This window comes from Variovorax sp. LjRoot290 (genome assembly GCF_964253985.1).
GTDB lineage: Bacteria > Pseudomonadota > Gammaproteobacteria > Burkholderiales > Burkholderiaceae_C > Variovorax.
In genome coordinates, this window is the sequence record NZ_CAXURW020000001.1 from 4,172,393 (window position 1) to 4,188,305 (window position 15,913).

Consider the following 15,913-nt stretch of genomic DNA (forward strand, 5'->3'; position numbering starts at 1 on the left):
GCGGCGCATCGCGGGAATGGATCAGGAATCGGCCAGCAGGCGGGCGATTCGCGTGTCGAGCGGGAGCTTGGGACAGGTGCTGCACTGCTCGCCGTCGCGGCGGCGGAAGTGGTGGCAGCACACCTTGCGGTCGAGCGCAAGCGCGGGCGTGCCGTCGCGCGCCCGGTAGGCGAAGAAACCGCAGCCGCCGGCGATGCCGAGGCGCGCAAGCCAGGCCGCGCCGAGTGCGGCGAGCTCGCTGTCGCTGCAGGCCGGCGCGTGGCGATGCACCAGCAGCAAGGCGCCGAGCACGCATTCGGCCCGCAGGCGATCGGCCGCGCGCGCATGCAGCGCCACCGAGGGTGCCAGCGCCGCGCGCATCGAATCGCAGAACACGCGCAGCTCGGCGGCCGCGGCATCCATGCGCGCCGATGCGCTCCCTGTGACCGGCGCATGGACGGGCAGCTGGAAGCCGCGCGGAAAACCCTCGGCCACCGGCTGCGCGAGACCGGCGAGCCGCGGCACGTGCGTGTCCAGGTGCGCGGCGATCACGCTCAGATAGACCGGCTGCCAGATCGCCAGCCCCCAGCAGCGCAGCGCCCGGTAGTGCGCGCCGGCCTCCGGATAGGCCTCGGCCCAGTGGCGGCACAGCGCGCGCAGGCTTGTCTGGTCGGCTTCGCGCAGCGCGCCGGGCAAGGCTTCACAGCCCTGCGTGCCGCACAGCCCGGGAACGATGCGCTGCGCCAGCCGCAGCATGCGGGCGAGATCCGGATCGGGCCGCGCGGCCGGCATCGCGCCGGCAACGACGGAACCGCTCACTCTCGCCTGCATGCCGAGGGTCACGCCACGCTTTCCGCCAGCGCGGCCGATGACGCCTGCGCCGCCGGGCGGCGGCGGAACTTGGCGATGGGGTTCGCGAGGTTGCCCGCCATCTTCAGGCTGGAGGCCGGGTCGGACAGGTTCACCATCTGCACGTTGTTGCCGAGCTGCAGGCGGTTCAGGCAGGAATGCAGGAACTCGGGCACGAACATGTCGTAGTGCGCGTACTTGGCGGCGCGCTCCGGGTGCGCATCCTGGTAGTCGTGCACGCAGTCGGCCACGGCGCGCCAGAACTCGTCTTCGCTGCAGCAGTCGTTTTCCACCAGCACCTGGTTGATATGGCGCAGCACGCCGTCGAACACGTCGATGAAGATGCCGAGCAGCTTGAAATGGTCCGGCACATCCACCGCGATGCGATCGACGCGCTCCGGCAGGCCTGCCTTGGCCGCGATGTCGAGGATGGCGCATTCCTCGGCGATGTCCTTCATGATGGCACGCACCGGCACGTGGCCGGAGAGCACCAGGATCAGGTTCTCGCCGTGCGGCATGAAGGTCAGGTCGTGCGCATAGAAGCAATGCAGCAGCGGCGTCAGGTAGGCCTGCAGATAGAGGCCCAGCCAGGCCACGGTGGGGAGGCCGGAGCGGCGAATCAGCTCGGGCAGCAGCGCATGGCCGTCCTTGTCGACATGCAGCAGCGCGGCCATGGTCATCAGGCGCTCGCCCGGCCGCAGCAGCGGCAGCGGGCTCTCGCGCCACAGCGCCGAGAACATCTTCTTGTAGGGCGTATCGAGCGGGATCGCGGCCTCGTAGTAGTGGTTGCGGAAGCCCATCGAGGCGACCTCCTGCAGGATGGTGAATCCGTTCGCGCGCAGGAACTCGTCGTCCGTCACCAGCTTCTTGATGAACTCGTTGATGGCCGGCGTGCCCGACATGTAGTAAGGCGAGAGGCCGCGCATGAAGCCCATGTTCAGGATCGACAGCGAGGTCTTCACATAGCGCTTGGAACGGTCGCTGGTGTTGAAGAAGGTGCGGATCGACTGCTGGGCGATGTAGCGGTCGTCGCCGTAGTCCAGGCAGATGATCTTGCGCCGCGCCACGTAGCCGGCGAAGGCGATCGACAGCTTGTTGAACCACTGCCACGGATGCGCGGGCATCAGGTAGTAGTCGGCCGGGTCGACCTCCAGTTCGTGCAGCCGGGCGGTGAAGCGCCCGACCGTCTCGGCACCCAGTTCCTCGGCCAGCAGCTGCTCGTAGCTCAGCGTGGAGATGCTGGCGAAGGCGGCGTTGTCCTTGTGCACGGCCAGCCAGATCACGCGGATGTCGGAGCCGGCCTCCGGCGCATAGGCGCGGTAGTCGACCGCATTGAAGCCCAGCCGCCCGTTGTTGGCGACGAAGCCCGGGTGACCTTCGGTCATGCCGACCTCGATGGTCTGGAAGTCCGCGGCGTCGGCGAGCTCGGCGCTGCTGGGCGCATCGGCCTTCATGCGCTTGAAGGCGCTGCCGAACAGCGTGCTGCTGATCTCGTCGAGGTAGATCGGCAGCAGGTCCTCGCGGATACCCAGGCGCTGGCGGCATTCGATGATGAACTGCAACGCATCGAGCGGCTCGTCGACGTCGCCCACCAGCTTGCGGATCGACTCCGGCTTGATATGCCAATGGCGCAGTGCCAGGCATTGCGCCTCGAACAGATAGCGCACGGCGCCGTCGTCCGACAGCAGCTCGTAGAGCGCGAAGCCGCCGGTGGTCGGCTTCAGCTGCTCCGGCTCGACGATCAGCTCGTGCGCGTATTCGGCGATCGCCTTGCGCAGCAGCAGGCGATTGGCCTGGGCCCACACCTCCGGCGTCAGGTGTGCGGCGGCCTCGGCCGGGCGTTGCGAGAGTTGGTTCACGAGGGTGAGGTTCATGGATGGATTTCCTCCAGGGTGGCGGCCGTGGCCTGTTCAAAATCTCGCCGGGTGCAGAAGGCGAGGCTGGCGATCTTCTCGGTGAAGACAACGTCGCGGTCGTAGACGAAGCCTGCCGACCGGTTCAGTGCGTGGATCTTTTGGTTGGTGGCGTCCGGCTCCACCACGATGCGCTCGGCGCCCAGGTGGGCGAACATGAAGCGCATCAGCGCGTGGAAAGCGGCGCGCGTGAAGCCGCGAATGCGCACATCCGACGGCCCGACGAAGATGTGCATGCCCAGGTCGCCGGGCCGCACCTCGTAGAAGCTGCGGATGCGGTCGTGCGCGGGGTCGTAGCATTCGGCCAGGAAGGCGGGCCGGCCCTCGTGCAGGCCGATGTAGGCGGTGGCGGTGCCGGAATCCATCAAGGCCTGGTAGGCCTCGCGGACTTCGTCTTCGGTCTTGTCCTGCATCAACCAGAAGGCGGCGCGTTCCTGCGTGAACCAGCGGTGCAGCATCGGCACGTCCTGCGGAATGCGCAGCGCTCGGAACACGAAGCCCTCCGCATCGCGGTACGACGCCAGCGCGGCCTGGGCGCGGCGGTGGACGCTGTCAATTCGCATGGGCCGGCACCTCCAGCTTGGCCACATGATCGGCGCTGGGCACGTTGAGGATCAGGCGATCCAGCAGCGCGGTCAGCACGAAGCCACCCGCCGCCAGCAGGAAGGGCAGGTGCAGCCCGTAGCGATCGACGATGGCGCCGGCCGCGAACGAGGCCAGCAGCACCCCCAGGTTCTGGAAGAAGTTGGTGATGCTGTAGTCGTGCGCATAGCGCTCAGGCGTCGACAGGCGAAACAGGTTGACTTCGAGCTTGACGATGATCTGGAACAGCGCCCAGCCGTACAGCACGCGCCCCAGCACGATCCACACCGGGTCCGGCGCGGCATGCAGCAGCAGGCCGACCATGCCCAGCAGCAGGTTGCCCACGGTGTGGTCGGGCAGCCGGCCTCCGCGCGCGCGGATGCGGGCATGCAGGCGCAGCGCGACGATGGCGACCACGCCGGGGATGGCGAAGGCCATGCCGGAGATCAGCTCGCTGTCGTAGCCGGTCGTCTTCTGCCAGTAGACCGAGAAGAAGGGGCGGATCAGGTAGGCGCTGAAGTCGAACAGCAGCATCACCAGCGCCAGCCGCAGGATCGGCAGCCGGGCACGCCAGTCGAAGCGGCGCGGCGCGGCAGCAGCGGCGGCGGCCGCCTGCGCATGCTCGCCGCTGTTGACGCGCACGATCTTGCCGCTCCGGATCAGGTACATGCAGACCGCCATCTGGAAGAAGTCGCCGGCGGCCATCGCATAGATGCTGGCGCGCGGCCCCCAGGCCTCCAGCACCAGGCCGCCCACCACGGCGCCGAAGATGGCGCCGAAGTGCACCACCACCGACAGCACGCCGATGGTGGCCGCGTGCTCGTCCTTGGGCGTGAGGCGCATCATGTACGGGTACATCAGCAGGTAGCTGCTCTTGCACATGAACATCAGCATCGACAGCATCCAGTACGTCTCGACGTCGGGCGCCCAGTCGCAGAGCAGGCTGAAAGTGCCGGCGGCGAACTGCGTGTAGACCAGCAGGTACAGAGGCTCGACGCGGCGCGCCACGCGCGCCCAGATCGGCAGCGTGCACATCACGGCGATCGAGATGGCCGCCACGTAGGCGCCCACGTGGACCGCGCTGTCCAGCCCGTAGCGTTCACTGAAGAACTGCGGATAGAAGGGAATCAGGATGGCGTCGCTGATGACGGCCAGCACCGTCATCGCGATGATGTGAAATCTGAGGCTCATGGTGTTCCGCTTCAGAGCCTGACGAAGTCCGCGCTCGCGGGAATCGAAAAATCCTGGATCGCGATGCGCCGCTCGATGCGGTAGTGCTCCACGCCCGTCAGCTCGCGCAGGATGAGCGAGTTGCGCCAGCAGCTCATGCCGAGGTCCTGGTTGGTCATGCCGTGGGTGTGCTGGCCGGCGTTCTGCACGAAGATCTCGTTGCCGTTGAAGTCCGCCGCGTAGTTGCGCGCCAGCCGGTAACGGCCCTTCTCGTCCCAGCGCAGGCGATGGCGGATGCCCTCGATGAAGGGCGGGATGTTCTCGCGGTAGCCGGTGGCGAAGACCAGGCCCTCGGTGCGGTGCGCATAGCGCGCCTCGCAATCGAGCTGGCGGAATTCGATCTCGTAGCTGCCGCCGGCGGCGTCGTAGCGGCAGTCCTGCAGCTCGCAGTTGGTGATGAGGTGCGTGCGGAGCCGCCCGCGCGTGCGGCGGTCGTCGAGCAGGTCGTAGATCTGGTTGATCAGGCTGGCGTTGACGCCCTTGTAGAGGCTGTCCTGCGTGCGGACGATGCGCTCCTTCTTCTCTTCGTCGAGGTTGTAGAAGTAGTCGATGTAGTCCGGCGAGAACATCTCCAGCGTGAGCTTGGTGGTCTCCATCTGGAAGAAGCGCGGCGAGCGCGTGATCCAGGTCAGGCTGTAGTCGTGCGCCTCGGCTTCCTTGAGCAGGTCGTGATAGACCTCGGCCGCGCTCTGGCCGCTGCCGACGATGGTGATGGAGCGCTTCTGCTGCAGCTGCGCCTTGCTCTCGATGTAGTCGGCGGTGTGCAGATAGCGGTGCTCGCTCGGCTTGCAGCAGGCGGGGAACAGCGGCTTGGAACCCACGCCCAGCACCAGCTTGCGGCCGCGCAGGACGAAAGGCTCGCGCTTCGGCCCGCGCACGCCGGTCACGACATAGCAGTTGCGCTCGGCGTCGTGGACGACTTCCTGCACCTCGTACTCGAAGCGCACGTTGCTCAACTGCGCCGCGGCCCATCGGCAGTAGCGGTTGTACTCGGCGCGCGTCAGGTAGAAGCTCTCGCGGAAGTAGTACGAGTAGATCTTGCCCTCTTCCTTGCAGTAGTTGAGGAAGCTGAAGCGGCTCTTCGGGTCCGCCAGGCTCACCAGGTCGGCCAGAAAGGGGTTCTGCAGCGTGGTGTTGTCGATCAGCATCCCCGGATGCCAGCTGAACTCCGAGTTGCGCTCGAGGAAGATGCCGTTCAGATCGGCAATGGGCTGCGCCAGGCAGGCCAGGCTCAGATTGAAGGGCCCGAGCCCGATTCCGATGAATTCATGAATGTCTTGTCTCATTGCACGCCATCTCCTTGTTTCCCCTACCACTGGTAGGTGAAGGTTGCAGTCACGTTGCGGGTGTCGCCCCAGTAGCAGTAGTCCTGGTTCATGCACGACGCCACATACGACTTGTTGAAAAGGTTGTTCGCGGCCAGGCGCAGGTTGGAGCCCTTGAGCGACGGGTTCAGGCGACCGAGATCGATGCGCAGCATCAGGTCCACCAGCAGGTACGAGGGCACCTTGAAGCTGTTGGCGTTGTCGACCCAGCTGGTGCCCACATAGCGCACGCCGCCGCCCACCGTGTAGCCCGGCGCGAAGCTCCAGTCGCCCCACACCGAAGCCATGTGGCGCGGCGCCTGGTAGGGCGTCTTGCCCGTGAAGCCGTCCGGCGACTCGATGTACTTCATGTCGGTGTAGGTGTAGGTCGCCAGCACCGACAGGTCGCGCGTCAGCTGCGAGCGCGCTTCCAGCTCCAGTCCGCGCGAGCGCACCTTGCCGGCAGCCTCGAAGTAGGCGGCGCCCACCGGGCGCGTGGCGACGTTCTTCTGCTCCAGGTCGTACACGGCCACCGAGAGCAGCGTGTTCGAATCCTTGGGCTGCCAGCGGACGCCGGCCTCCACCTGCTCGGTTTCGGCCGGCGGCAGGATGTTGCCCTGCCGGTCGTTGCGCAGGCTCGGATTGAAGCCGTCCGAATAGCCGACGTAGGGCGCGACGCCGTTGTCGAACAGGTAGACGGCGCCAACGCGCTTGGTGAACTTGGAGCCGCTCCATTGCGCCGGGGCGCCGGCGCCCATCTGGTTCGACGCCTTCGCCCGGTCCTCGCGGCCGCCCAGCGTGAGGCGCCAGCGGCCCAGTGCCATCTGGTCCTGCAGGTAGAAGCCGGTCTGCTCGAAGCGGCGGTCGATCGGGAAGCTCGTCACGTCGCTCAGGCCGGGGAAGCCATAGACGGGGGCGAACACGTTGATCGGCAACGCGCCTCCCGACTCCCAACTGCCGTCGACCTGGCGCTTCTGGTAGTCCAGGCCCGCGAGCAGCGTGTGCTCGACCGCGCCCGTCTGGAAGCGGCCTTCGAGCTGGTTGTCGATCGTGTGGCCGCGCGTCGATTCGCGGGCGCCGGAGTAGAAGCGCGTCAACTCGTCGGCGCTCGCCCAGCCGTAGCCGTAGACCTGGCGCAGCGTGGTGTCCGCCGTGACGTAGCGGAAGTTCTGCCGGAACTTCAGCTGCTCGCTGAAAGCATGCTCGAACTGGTAGCCGACGAAACGCTGGGTGCGATGGTATTTCTCGATGCTCGGATCGCCATCGAAGAAGTAGCGCGAGATCCGGCGGCCGTTGTGGTGGGCGTTGATGCTGCCGTCCGCCGGCACGCCGCTGTGGTAGCTGCCATCCGGATCGTCCTGGAGGTAGGCCTGCAGCAAGAGGCGCGTGTCCTTCGAGGGTTTGATCAAGAGCGAAGGCGCGATGGCGCGCCGCTCCTCCTTCACGTGGTCGAACTGCGAGTCCAGCTTGCGCGCCAGCGCCGTCACGCGAAACGCAGCCACGCCGTTGGAATCGACAGGCCCCGTGACGTCGACCGCACCCTCCAGGCGATTGCGGTTGCCGACGGTGAGCTGGACTTCGCGGTGGGGCTCGAATTGCGGCGTCATGCTGGTCAGGGCCACCACACCGCCCGGCGACGCACGCCCGTAGAGCACCGAGGCCGGCCCGCGCACGACGTCGATGCGCTCCAGGAAATAGGGGTCGACCTGCATCGAGGTGTAGCTGCCCTGATCGCTCAGCATGCGCAGCCCGTCGAGCAGGGTGCTGTCGACGCTGCTGTCCTTGAAGCCGCGCAGGGCCACGTAGTCGTAGCGGTTGGAGGAGCCCACGAGGCCGGTGAAGGCGCCCGGCGTGTAGTTGAGCGCCTCGTTGATGGCGCGCGGCTTCTGGTCTTCCAGCTGCTGCTTGGTCACCACGGAGATGGACTGCGGCGTCTCGATGATGGGCGTATCGGTCTTGGAGCCCGAAGCGCTGCGCCTGGCGACGTAGCCGTTCACGCCGGTGGCGCTGTCCTGCTCCGCGTTGGCGCTGACCGTCACCACCGGCAAGCCCGCGGCATCCGATGTCGGCGGCGCTGCCTTGACGACCACGGCATTGCCGTCGACAGACGCCGTCAGCCCGCTGCCGGCCAGCACGCGGTCCAGCGCCTGCCGGGGCGTCAGCCGGCCCGAGACGGCCGGCGCCGTCTTGCCCGCCACCAGCGCGGGCGGCACCATCAGTTCAAGCCCGGTCTGGCGCGCCACGTCGTTGAGCGCCTGCGCCAGCGGCTGCGCCGCGATGCTGATCGGCACCGGGGTGGAGGCTTGGCTGTGCGCGGCGGTAGCGGCAAAGACGAATGCCGCGAACAGAGCCAGCGGCGCGGCGTGGAAGCGGGGGCGGGGGCGGGGCATGCGTTCGTTTACGGGAAAGGTAAATAAGAATCCTTCCCATGTAGACGCACCGGCTTTGCGAAACCCCAGGTGGGCCGCAAAGTTTTTTTCGCTTCGCGATTACTTGGCCGAAACGATCTCCGTCATGCCGTCGTGCTCGCGCAGCCGCACCGGCAGCACCTGCGGCAGTGCGCGCGAGAAGTTGTCGAGCCGGCGCGGATCGAAAGTGCCGGTGACCCGCAGCGCAGCCACAGCCGGGTCGCGCACGATCAGCTTCGCGGGGCCATAGCGCTCGAATTCGGCCAGCGCCTGCGCCACCGACGCGTTGTCGAAGCTCACGCGGCTGTCGCGCCAGGGGGCGATGCCGGCGGCCGGCACGGCAGTCACAGCGCCGAGCCGGCCTGCCGCATCGCTGACGATCTGCTGGCCGCCCCTCAGTTCTACGGCGGCGCCATCGCCGGCCACGCGCACGCGGCCCTCCTCCACCGCCACGCGCACGTTCTGGTTGCCCGCGATGCCGGGTGTGTGGCGCACCGAGAAACGGGTGCCGACGACCGTGATGCGCAGCGGCCCCGCCCACACGTCGAAAGGACGCGAGGGATCGGACTTGACCTGAAGCTCGGTCTGGCCCTCGGGCAAACGCAGCTCGCGGCGCCGGCGATGGAAGATCACCTCGGCACGGCTCGCGGTGTCGAGCCGCAGGTGGGTGGCGTCAGGCAATGTCAGCTCGAGCTGCTGGCCGCGCGCGGTGGCAAAGCTCTGGGCGAACACCGGCTGCTGCCAGTGGTTCCAGGCCAGGTAGCCGCCGCAGCACACCACGAGCGCCGCTGCGGCGACGGCCCCTTGCGGCGCCAGGGCAGTCAGCTGGTGCCACCAGGCGCGGCGATGCGATCGCGCCTGCGCCGCGGCCTTGTCCCCGGCCAGCTTCTTCCGCAGGCTGCGCACGCCCTCCGCCGGCAGCGCATCGAGCGCATCCCAGTCGCGCTGCCAGCGCGCGAAGGCCTTGCCGTGGGCCTCATCCGCAGCCAGCCAGGCCTGGAGCGCGGCTTCGTCGGCGGCACCGAAGCCCCCGCCCCTTTGGCGCACGAGCCAATCCAGAGCCGTGCTCTCGGGCTCTGGGGATGACGCGGCTGGCGGTTCGGCTGGCGGCTGTGTGGTCATGGCGCAGTATTCGGCTCCTTCATGTAGACGCACGAGCGGCCTGAAACCCTATGCCGTGCCATCGAGCGCGTTCTTGCAGCGCCGGCAGGCCTGCATGGCCAGTTGAATGTGCTGCTCGACCATCTTGCGCGAAATGCCCATGCGCTCGGCCACCTCTACATGCGGCAGGCCGTCGAACTTGTGCAGGATGAAAGCCTCGCGGCAGCGCAGCGGCAGCGCGTCGATGGTGGCGAGCATGGCGCTCACCGCCTGGCCCGAGGCGGCGGCCATGTCGGGCTCGAAGGCCCGCGGCGCGGCCAGTTCGTCGAGATCGAGGGCGGCCTCCTCGGCATCCGGCTGCAGCGCCTCGCCGCGCACTTCGCTGCGGCGGTACTGGTCGATCTGCAGGTTGCGCGCCGTGCGATAGAGCAGCGCGCGCGGCTCGGGCACCGCCTGGCCCGAGCGCTGCACCGCGAGGACGCGCGCATAGCTTTCCTGCACCAGATCGGCCGCGGCATCGCGGCTGCGCGCCGTGCGGGAGCAGAAATTCAGCAGTTCCTGGTAGTAGCGCTCGAGCACAAATCGACTTTGGCAATGGAGAGCAAATGAGAGTCATTCTCATTATGGACGATCCGTATGACCGATCCGCGAAGGGCCTGCAGGCCTCAGCGCTGCCTCACGCGTCGCGAATGCGCAGGCGATGCATTCGCCGCCTCGACTCTTTGCCTCTCGGCCTCTTTCCTGAAGTCCCCCGTGCTCATGCCGAAGCGACGCCTGAAAAGCTTGCCGGCATAGCTTGCGTCTCGCACGCCGATTTCGTCGGCCAGCGCGGCAAGACTGCTATCGGCGTTGAGCAAGCGCCAGCGAAGGTGCTGCAGCCGCATCTCCTGCCAGTACGCTTGCGCGGTCTGCTCGAACTGCTGCAGGAAGCGGCGGTCGAGCTGGCGCCGGCTGATGCCCACGCTGCTCGCGATATCAGCGACCGAACACGTGCTGGCGAGCCTTTTGCGCATCAGGCCGATGGCGCGACCGACGTAGCGGCCGACCTGCGGCTCGGCACTTTGCGACTTGAGCAGATGGCGGCTTGCGCGCGGCTCGTCAACCAGCATGTCAGCCAGGCCCTTGAGTGCGCGTGCGCGGCCGCAGTGCTGCACCAGCAGCTCCACGGCCACGTCGATCGCGGCGCTGCCGCCTGCGCAGGTGATGCGCTTGCCATCAAAGAGATAGAGCTGCTCGGTTTTGATGGGGATGCGCGGGAATGCGGCCTCGAATTCCAGTGCGTGCCGCGGATGCAGCGCGACCTTGTGCCCGTCCAACAGCCCAAGCTCTGCGAGCAGGAAGCAGCCGTTGTCCATGCTCAGGAGCGTGAGCCCATGCCGCACCGCGCCCTTGACAAGCGACGCGTAGGCCCGCGCCCGGCGCCGCGTGTCGGTGGCGCTGCGGCCGCCAAAGACGACGAGGTAGTCGTAGTCGGACCAGCGCACCTGCTGCGGCGTGAGCTGGATCGAGATCTCCACGCCGCTGTTCGAAGTGACAGTGCCGGCCTTGAGGCCCACGATGTCCCAGCGGCAATGGCGCTGCCGGCTGTAGTCCTCATCGTCGGCCGAGAAGCGCAGCTTGTCGAGAAAGCCGCCAAAGGGCAGCAGCGCGAAATCCGGCAGCGGAAGGATGAGCACGCGCACGTCCGGCGCGATGGGCTTCACCTGCGCAGGCGGCAGCACGACGCGGCCGGGTCGCTTGCGAACCGCGGTTCTGGCGATGTCCAAATCGGCTGGTAACACGTCCAAATCTTACTTCGGTGTTTGACCCACGGTGTGTGACAGTGCATCCACTTTCCTTCACTCGTACGGATTCGCAATCATGGCGCTCGGCACTTGGTTGATCTATCTGGCAGCGGCCACCGGCCTGGCCTTGATGCCCGGCCCCAACGGCTTGCTCGCGCTGACGCACGGCGCGCTCTACGGGCGGCGCATCACCCTGTTCACGATTTGCGGAGGCGTGCTCGGCTTCGTGCTCGTGCTCGCGCTGTCGATGTTCGGCATCGGTGCCGTGCTGGGCGCTTCGGCACAGGCGCTCACGGTGATGAAGTGGATGGGCGGTGCCTACCTCGTGTGGCTGGGTATCCAGGTGTGGCGTTCACCGCCGCCTGCACTCGAGGTCGCTTCGCAGCGGCAGCGGCCGCGCCACGGATGGAGCCTCTTCAGCCAGGGCTTCCTGTCTGCGGTGACCAACCCCAAGGCGGTTCTGTTTTTCGTCGCGTTCCTGCCGCCCTTCATCGACCCGCATCGCGACCTCGGGACGCAGTTCGTCGTGATGGCCGCGACATTCGCAGTGATCGAGTTCTTTGTCGAACTTCTGATGACCTTGCTGGCCAGCAGCATGCGCGGCTGGCTGCACCGCAGCGGCAAGCGCTTCAACCAGATCTTCGGCGCGGTGTTCGTGCTGATCGGCGCCGGCGTGACGTTGGGCCCCTGATCACTTGAAGGAGAGAAAGCATGACCGAGGCATATACCGGCGGATGCGCCTGCGGGGCGATCCGTTATGAAATCTCCGGCGAGCCGGTGGTGACGAACGACTGCCAGTGTCGCGACTGTCAGCGCGAGAGCGGCACCGGGCACGGATCCCATCTGACCTTCGTGCGCACGGGCGTGAAACTCAAGGGCGAAGCGAGCCACTGGGACATGGTTGGCGATAGCGGCAATGTGAAGACTCGTGCCTTCTGCCCCGCCTGCGGATCACCGGTGTATATGACGTTCGCGGCGATGCCTGATTTTTTCACCGTGCGCGCTGCGAGCCTCGACGATCCAAGCCGATACAAGCCGCAAATGGTGACTTATGGCGTGCGCGGTTACGTTTGGGACCACCTCGATCCGGCCCTGCCGAAATTCGACAAGATGCCACCGATGTGAAACATTGCTGCACAGCGACGTCGCCCTACCGTTCCCACCACCCTTCCTCAAAGCGCCCCTGCAGAAAGGCCACGAAGCTCGACACCTTCCCCGGCACCAGCTTGGGCGAAGGGAACACGGCGTGGATCTCCTGCTCGGGCAGTGCATGGCCCGGCAGCACCTCGACCACCTTGCCCGCGGCCAGCGAATCGCTCGCCACGTAGCGCGGCATCAGCGCGATGCCGAGCCCCTCGCGTGCCGCGGCGAGTACGGCCGAAAGATTGTTGGAGCGCAGCCGGCCCGTGACCGGCACCGTGACCGGCTCCCCCTTGGGCGTGTGCATGCGCCAGACGTCGTCGCCCACCACGCTGCTGTAGATCAGCGCCACGTGCGCACTCAGGTCCTGCGCACGCTTCGGCGTGCCGTGCTTCTTCAAGTAGCCCGGCGCCGCCACCATGACCCACGGGTTCATGCCGAGAAAGCGCGCGCCCAGCGAGGAATCGGCCAGCTTGCCCATGCGCACCGCGACGTCGATGCCCTGCGCTATCAGGTCGACGTAGCGGTCCTCGAAGCTGAGATCCACCTGCACCTGCGGGTTGCGCGCCATGTACTCCAGCGCCAGCGGCACCACGACGCGCCGGCCGAAGGCGACCGAGGTGCCGACACGCAACAGCCCCTGCGCCTGCGATTCGCGCCGCCGCACCACGCTCTCGGCCTCCTCGGTCTCGCGCACGATGGACTTGCACTTCTCGTAGTAGAGCGCGCCCGATTCGGTGAGGCTCACGCCGCGCGTGTTGCGGTTGAGCAGGCGTACCTTGAGCCGCGCCTCGGTGGCCGCGACCTGCTTGGTCACGGTGGGCTGGGTGGTGTTGAACTCGCGCGCCGCCTTGGAGAAGCTGCCGGTCTCCACCACGCGCACGAACATCTCCATTGCCAACAGTCGATCCATGCCCTGGATCGTAGCCAGTTATTCCGCCCTGGAATAGCTTTTATGGTCCGGCGCCGCCTTCTGCACGAGGCCTCGAATTCCTACAGTCGAGGCCTCTGAAGGAGACAAGCAACATGGCAAAGATGACCGCGGCCCAGGCCGCCGTTCTGGTGATGGAAAAAGAAGGCGTGACCCAGGCCTTCGGCGTGCCCGGCGCCGCCATCAATCCGCTCTACTCGGCGCTGCGCAAGCACGGCAGCATCGCCCACATCCTGGCGCGCCACGTCGAAGGCGCCTCGCACATGGCCGAGGGCTACACCCGCGCCATCGCCGGCAACATCGGCGTGTGCATCGGCACCTCGGGGCCGGCCGGCACCGACATGATCACCGGCCTCTACTCGGCGTGGGCCGATTCGATCCCGATCCTGTGCATCACCGGCCAGGCGCCGCGCGCGCGGCTCTACAAGGAAGACTTCCAGGCGGTGGACATCGAGTCGATCTCCAAGCCGGTCACCAAGTGGTCGGTCACGGTGCGCGAGCCGGGCCAGGTGCCGCAGGTGTTCCAGCAGGCCTTCCACCTGATGCGCTCGGGCCGCCCGGGCCCGGTGCTGATCGACCTGCCGTTCGACGTGCAGATGGCGCAGATCGAATTCGACATCGACACCTACCAGCCGCTCACCCCCTACAAGCCGGCCGCCACGCGCGCGCAGATCGAGAAGGCGATCGCGATGTTGAACGCGGCCGAGCGCCCGCTGATCGTGGCCGGCGGCGGCATCATCAATGCCGACGCCAGCGACTTGCTGGTGCGCTTCGCCGAGGCCACCGGCGTGCCGGTGATCCCGACCCTGATGGGCTGGGGCACCATCCCCGACGACCACCCGCTGATGGCCGGCATGTGCGGCCTGCAGACCAGCCACCGCTACGGCAACGCGACCATGCTCGCTTCCGACTTCGTGCTCGGCATCGGCAACCGCTGGGCGAATCGCCACACCGGCTCGGTCGAGGTCTACACCAAGGGCCGCACCTTCGTGCACGTCGACATCGAGCCGACGCAGATCGGCCGCGTCTTCACGCCCGACCTCGGCATCGTGTCGGACGCCAAGGCCGCGCTTGAGCTCTTCGTCGAGGTCGCAGAGGCCATGAAGGCCAAGGGCCAGTTGCCGAGCCGCGGCACGTGGGCCGGCGAATGCCTGGAGCGCAAGAAGACGATGCTGCGCAAGACCAACTTCGGCGACGTGCCGATGAAGCCGCAGCGCGTCTACCAGTGCATGAACCGCAACTTCAGCCGCGACACCTGCTACGTGAGCACCATCGGGCTTTCGCAGATCGCCGGCGCGCAGTTCCTGCACGTCTACAACCCGCGCAACTGGATCAACTGCGGCCAGGCCGGCCCGCTGGGCTGGACCATTCCCGCCGCGCTCGGCGTGCGCGCCGCGGACCCGACGCGCAAGATCGTCGCGCTCTCGGGCGACTACGACTTCCAGTTCATGATCGAGGAGCTGGCCGTGGGCGCACAGTTCAAGCTGCCCTACATCCACATCGTGGTCAACAACTCGTATCTCGGCCTGATCCGCCAGGCGCAGCGCGGTTTCGAGATGGACTACTGCGTGCAGCTCGGCTTCGAAAACATCAACGCGGGCGTTGACAGCGGCGTCGAGCGCAGCTACGGCGTGGACCATCTCAAGGTGATCGAGGGCCTGGGCTGCAAGGCGATCCGCGTCTACAAGCAGGAAGAGATGAAGCCCGCCATCCAGCGCGCCGAAGCGTTGATGGCCGAGTTCAGCGTACCGGTGGTGATCGAGGTGATGCTGGAGCGCGTGACCAACATCTCGATGGGCACCGAGATCGACGCCGTCAACGAATTCGAGCCGCTGGCCGAAAACCGCGAAGACGCGCCCACGGCCGTTGGCGTGGCAATGCTCGACTGATTCCCGAGGAGACAACACAGATGCCCCGATTCGCAGCGAATCTCACGATGCTCTTCACCGAGCTGCCGTTCATGGAACGCTTCGAGGCCGCCGCCAAGGCCGGCTTCAAGGCGGTCGAATACCTGTTCCCCTATGCCTACGACAAGAAGGAACTGACCGCCGCCCTGCGTGCCAACGGCCTGCAGCAGGTGCTGCACAACCTGCCCGCCGGCAACTGGGACGGCGGCGAGCGCGGCATCGGCTGCCATCCCGACCGGGTGAGCGAGTTCCGCGAAGGCGTGGGCATGGCGATCGACTACGCAACGGCGCTGGGCTGCCCCAAGCTCAACTGCCTGCTGGGCAAGCTGCCGCAAGGGGTGGGCGCGGAAGAAGCACGCAAGGTCGCGGTAGAGAATCTGCGTTTCGCGGCCCGCGAGCTGCAGGCGGCCGGCATCATGCTGCTGATCGAGCCGATCAACCACTTCGACATTCCCGGCTTCTTCCTGACCCGCACCGACCAGGCGCTGGCGCTGATCGAGGAAGTCGGCTCGGCCAACCTGCTGCTGCAGTACGACATCTACCACGCGCAGCGCATGGAAGGCGAACTGGGCGCGACGATCGCGAAGAACATGGCCAAGATCGGCCACATCCAGCTGGCCGACAACCCGGGCCGCGGCGAGCCCGGCACCGGCGAGATCAACTACCCGTGGCTCTTCAAGCACATCGATGCCGCCGGCTACACGGGCTGGATCGGCTGCGAATACAAGCCGAAGAGCGACACCGTCAACGGCCTCGGCTGGCGCACCGCCCTCACGTAATAAATA

The 15,913-nt window shown here is 66.9% G+C and carries 14 protein-coding genes; 4 read left to right on the plus strand and 10 right to left on the minus strand.

The genetic code is table 11. The features are described from left to right. Window positions 1-21 precede the first annotated feature (21 nt). From ACSQ9A_RS20760 to ACSQ9A_RS20800, 9 genes are all read right to left on the minus strand, one after another. Complete coding sequence (locus tag ACSQ9A_RS20760) at window positions 22-798, minus strand: siderophore ferric iron reductase (RefSeq protein WP_436304992.1); 777 nt, start codon at window positions 796-798, stop codon at window positions 22-24. Window positions 799-818: 20 nt separating this feature from the next. Continuing rightward, window positions 819-2,702: an IucA/IucC family protein gene (locus ACSQ9A_RS20765; protein WP_436304993.1), complete on the minus strand. Its 1,884-nt coding sequence runs from the start codon at window positions 2,700-2,702 to the stop codon at window positions 819-821. Next, window positions 2,699-3,304, minus strand: a complete 606-nt coding sequence (locus ACSQ9A_RS20770; RefSeq protein ID WP_436304994.1) for a GNAT family N-acetyltransferase — start codon at window positions 3,302-3,304, stop codon at window positions 2,699-2,701. The genes ACSQ9A_RS20765 and ACSQ9A_RS20770 overlap by 4 nt, the downstream gene beginning before the upstream one ends. Beyond that, window positions 3,294-4,514, minus strand: coding sequence for an MFS transporter (locus ACSQ9A_RS20775; RefSeq protein ID WP_436304995.1), 1,221 nt, complete (start codon window positions 4,512-4,514; stop codon window positions 3,294-3,296). The genes ACSQ9A_RS20770 and ACSQ9A_RS20775 overlap by 11 nt, the downstream gene beginning before the upstream one ends. 11 nt (window positions 4,515-4,525) lie before the next feature. Continuing rightward, window positions 4,526-5,839 carry a lysine N(6)-hydroxylase/L-ornithine N(5)-oxygenase family protein gene (locus tag ACSQ9A_RS20780; RefSeq protein ID WP_436304996.1) on the minus strand — a complete coding sequence of 438 codons (1,314 nt, stop codon included), beginning with the start codon at window positions 5,837-5,839 and terminating at the stop codon, window positions 4,526-4,528. Window positions 5,840-5,862: 23 nt separating this feature from the next. After that, a complete protein-coding gene (locus ACSQ9A_RS20785) occupies window positions 5,863-8,247 on the minus strand; it encodes a TonB-dependent siderophore receptor (protein ID WP_436304997.1) in 2,385 nt (794 codons plus the stop codon). A 99-nt stretch (window positions 8,248-8,346) separates the two neighbouring features. Beyond that, window positions 8,347-9,387: a FecR family protein gene (locus ACSQ9A_RS20790; RefSeq protein ID WP_436304998.1), complete on the minus strand. Its 1,041-nt coding sequence runs from the start codon at window positions 9,385-9,387 to the stop codon at window positions 8,347-8,349. A 48-nt stretch (window positions 9,388-9,435) separates the two neighbouring features. Beyond that, a complete protein-coding gene (locus tag ACSQ9A_RS20795) occupies window positions 9,436-9,945 on the minus strand; it encodes a sigma-70 family RNA polymerase sigma factor (RefSeq protein ID WP_093111249.1) in 510 nt (169 codons plus the stop codon). Between the two features lie 86 nt (window positions 9,946-10,031). Next, window positions 10,032-11,132: a GlxA family transcriptional regulator gene (locus ACSQ9A_RS20800; protein ID WP_436304999.1), complete on the minus strand. Its 1,101-nt coding sequence runs from the start codon at window positions 11,130-11,132 to the stop codon at window positions 10,032-10,034. A 94-nt stretch (window positions 11,133-11,226) separates the two neighbouring features. On the opposite strand from ACSQ9A_RS20800, the gene ACSQ9A_RS20805 reads away from it, so the two are divergent. Together ACSQ9A_RS20805 and ACSQ9A_RS20810 are read left to right on the plus strand one after the other, a co-directional pair. Then, window positions 11,227-11,841 (plus strand): LysE family translocator, encoded by a 615-nt coding sequence (locus ACSQ9A_RS20805; protein ID WP_436305000.1) that lies wholly within the window; start codon window positions 11,227-11,229, stop codon window positions 11,839-11,841. A gap of 20 nt (window positions 11,842-11,861) precedes the next feature. Next, window positions 11,862-12,275 carry a GFA family protein gene (locus tag ACSQ9A_RS20810; protein ID WP_436305001.1) on the plus strand — a complete coding sequence of 138 codons (414 nt, stop codon included), beginning with the start codon at window positions 11,862-11,864 and terminating at the stop codon, window positions 12,273-12,275. 25 nt (window positions 12,276-12,300) lie between these two features. On the opposite strand, the gene ACSQ9A_RS20815 is transcribed toward ACSQ9A_RS20810, so the two are convergent. Then, window positions 12,301-13,203, minus strand: coding sequence for a LysR substrate-binding domain-containing protein (locus ACSQ9A_RS20815; RefSeq protein WP_436305002.1), 903 nt, complete (start codon window positions 13,201-13,203; stop codon window positions 12,301-12,303). Window positions 13,204-13,316: 113 nt separating this feature from the next. Here ACSQ9A_RS20815 and gcl point away from each other — a divergent pair, with 113 nt between their 5' ends. Then, window positions 13,317-15,110 (plus strand): glyoxylate carboligase, encoded by a 1,794-nt coding sequence (gene gcl / locus ACSQ9A_RS20820; RefSeq protein ID WP_436305003.1) that lies wholly within the window; start codon window positions 13,317-13,319, stop codon window positions 15,108-15,110. Window positions 15,111-15,130: 20 nt separating this feature from the next. Next, window positions 15,131-15,907 carry a hydroxypyruvate isomerase gene (hyi, locus tag ACSQ9A_RS20825; RefSeq protein ID WP_436305004.1) on the plus strand — a complete coding sequence of 259 codons (777 nt, stop codon included), beginning with the start codon at window positions 15,131-15,133 and terminating at the stop codon, window positions 15,905-15,907. Window positions 15,908-15,913: the final 6 nt, after the last annotated feature.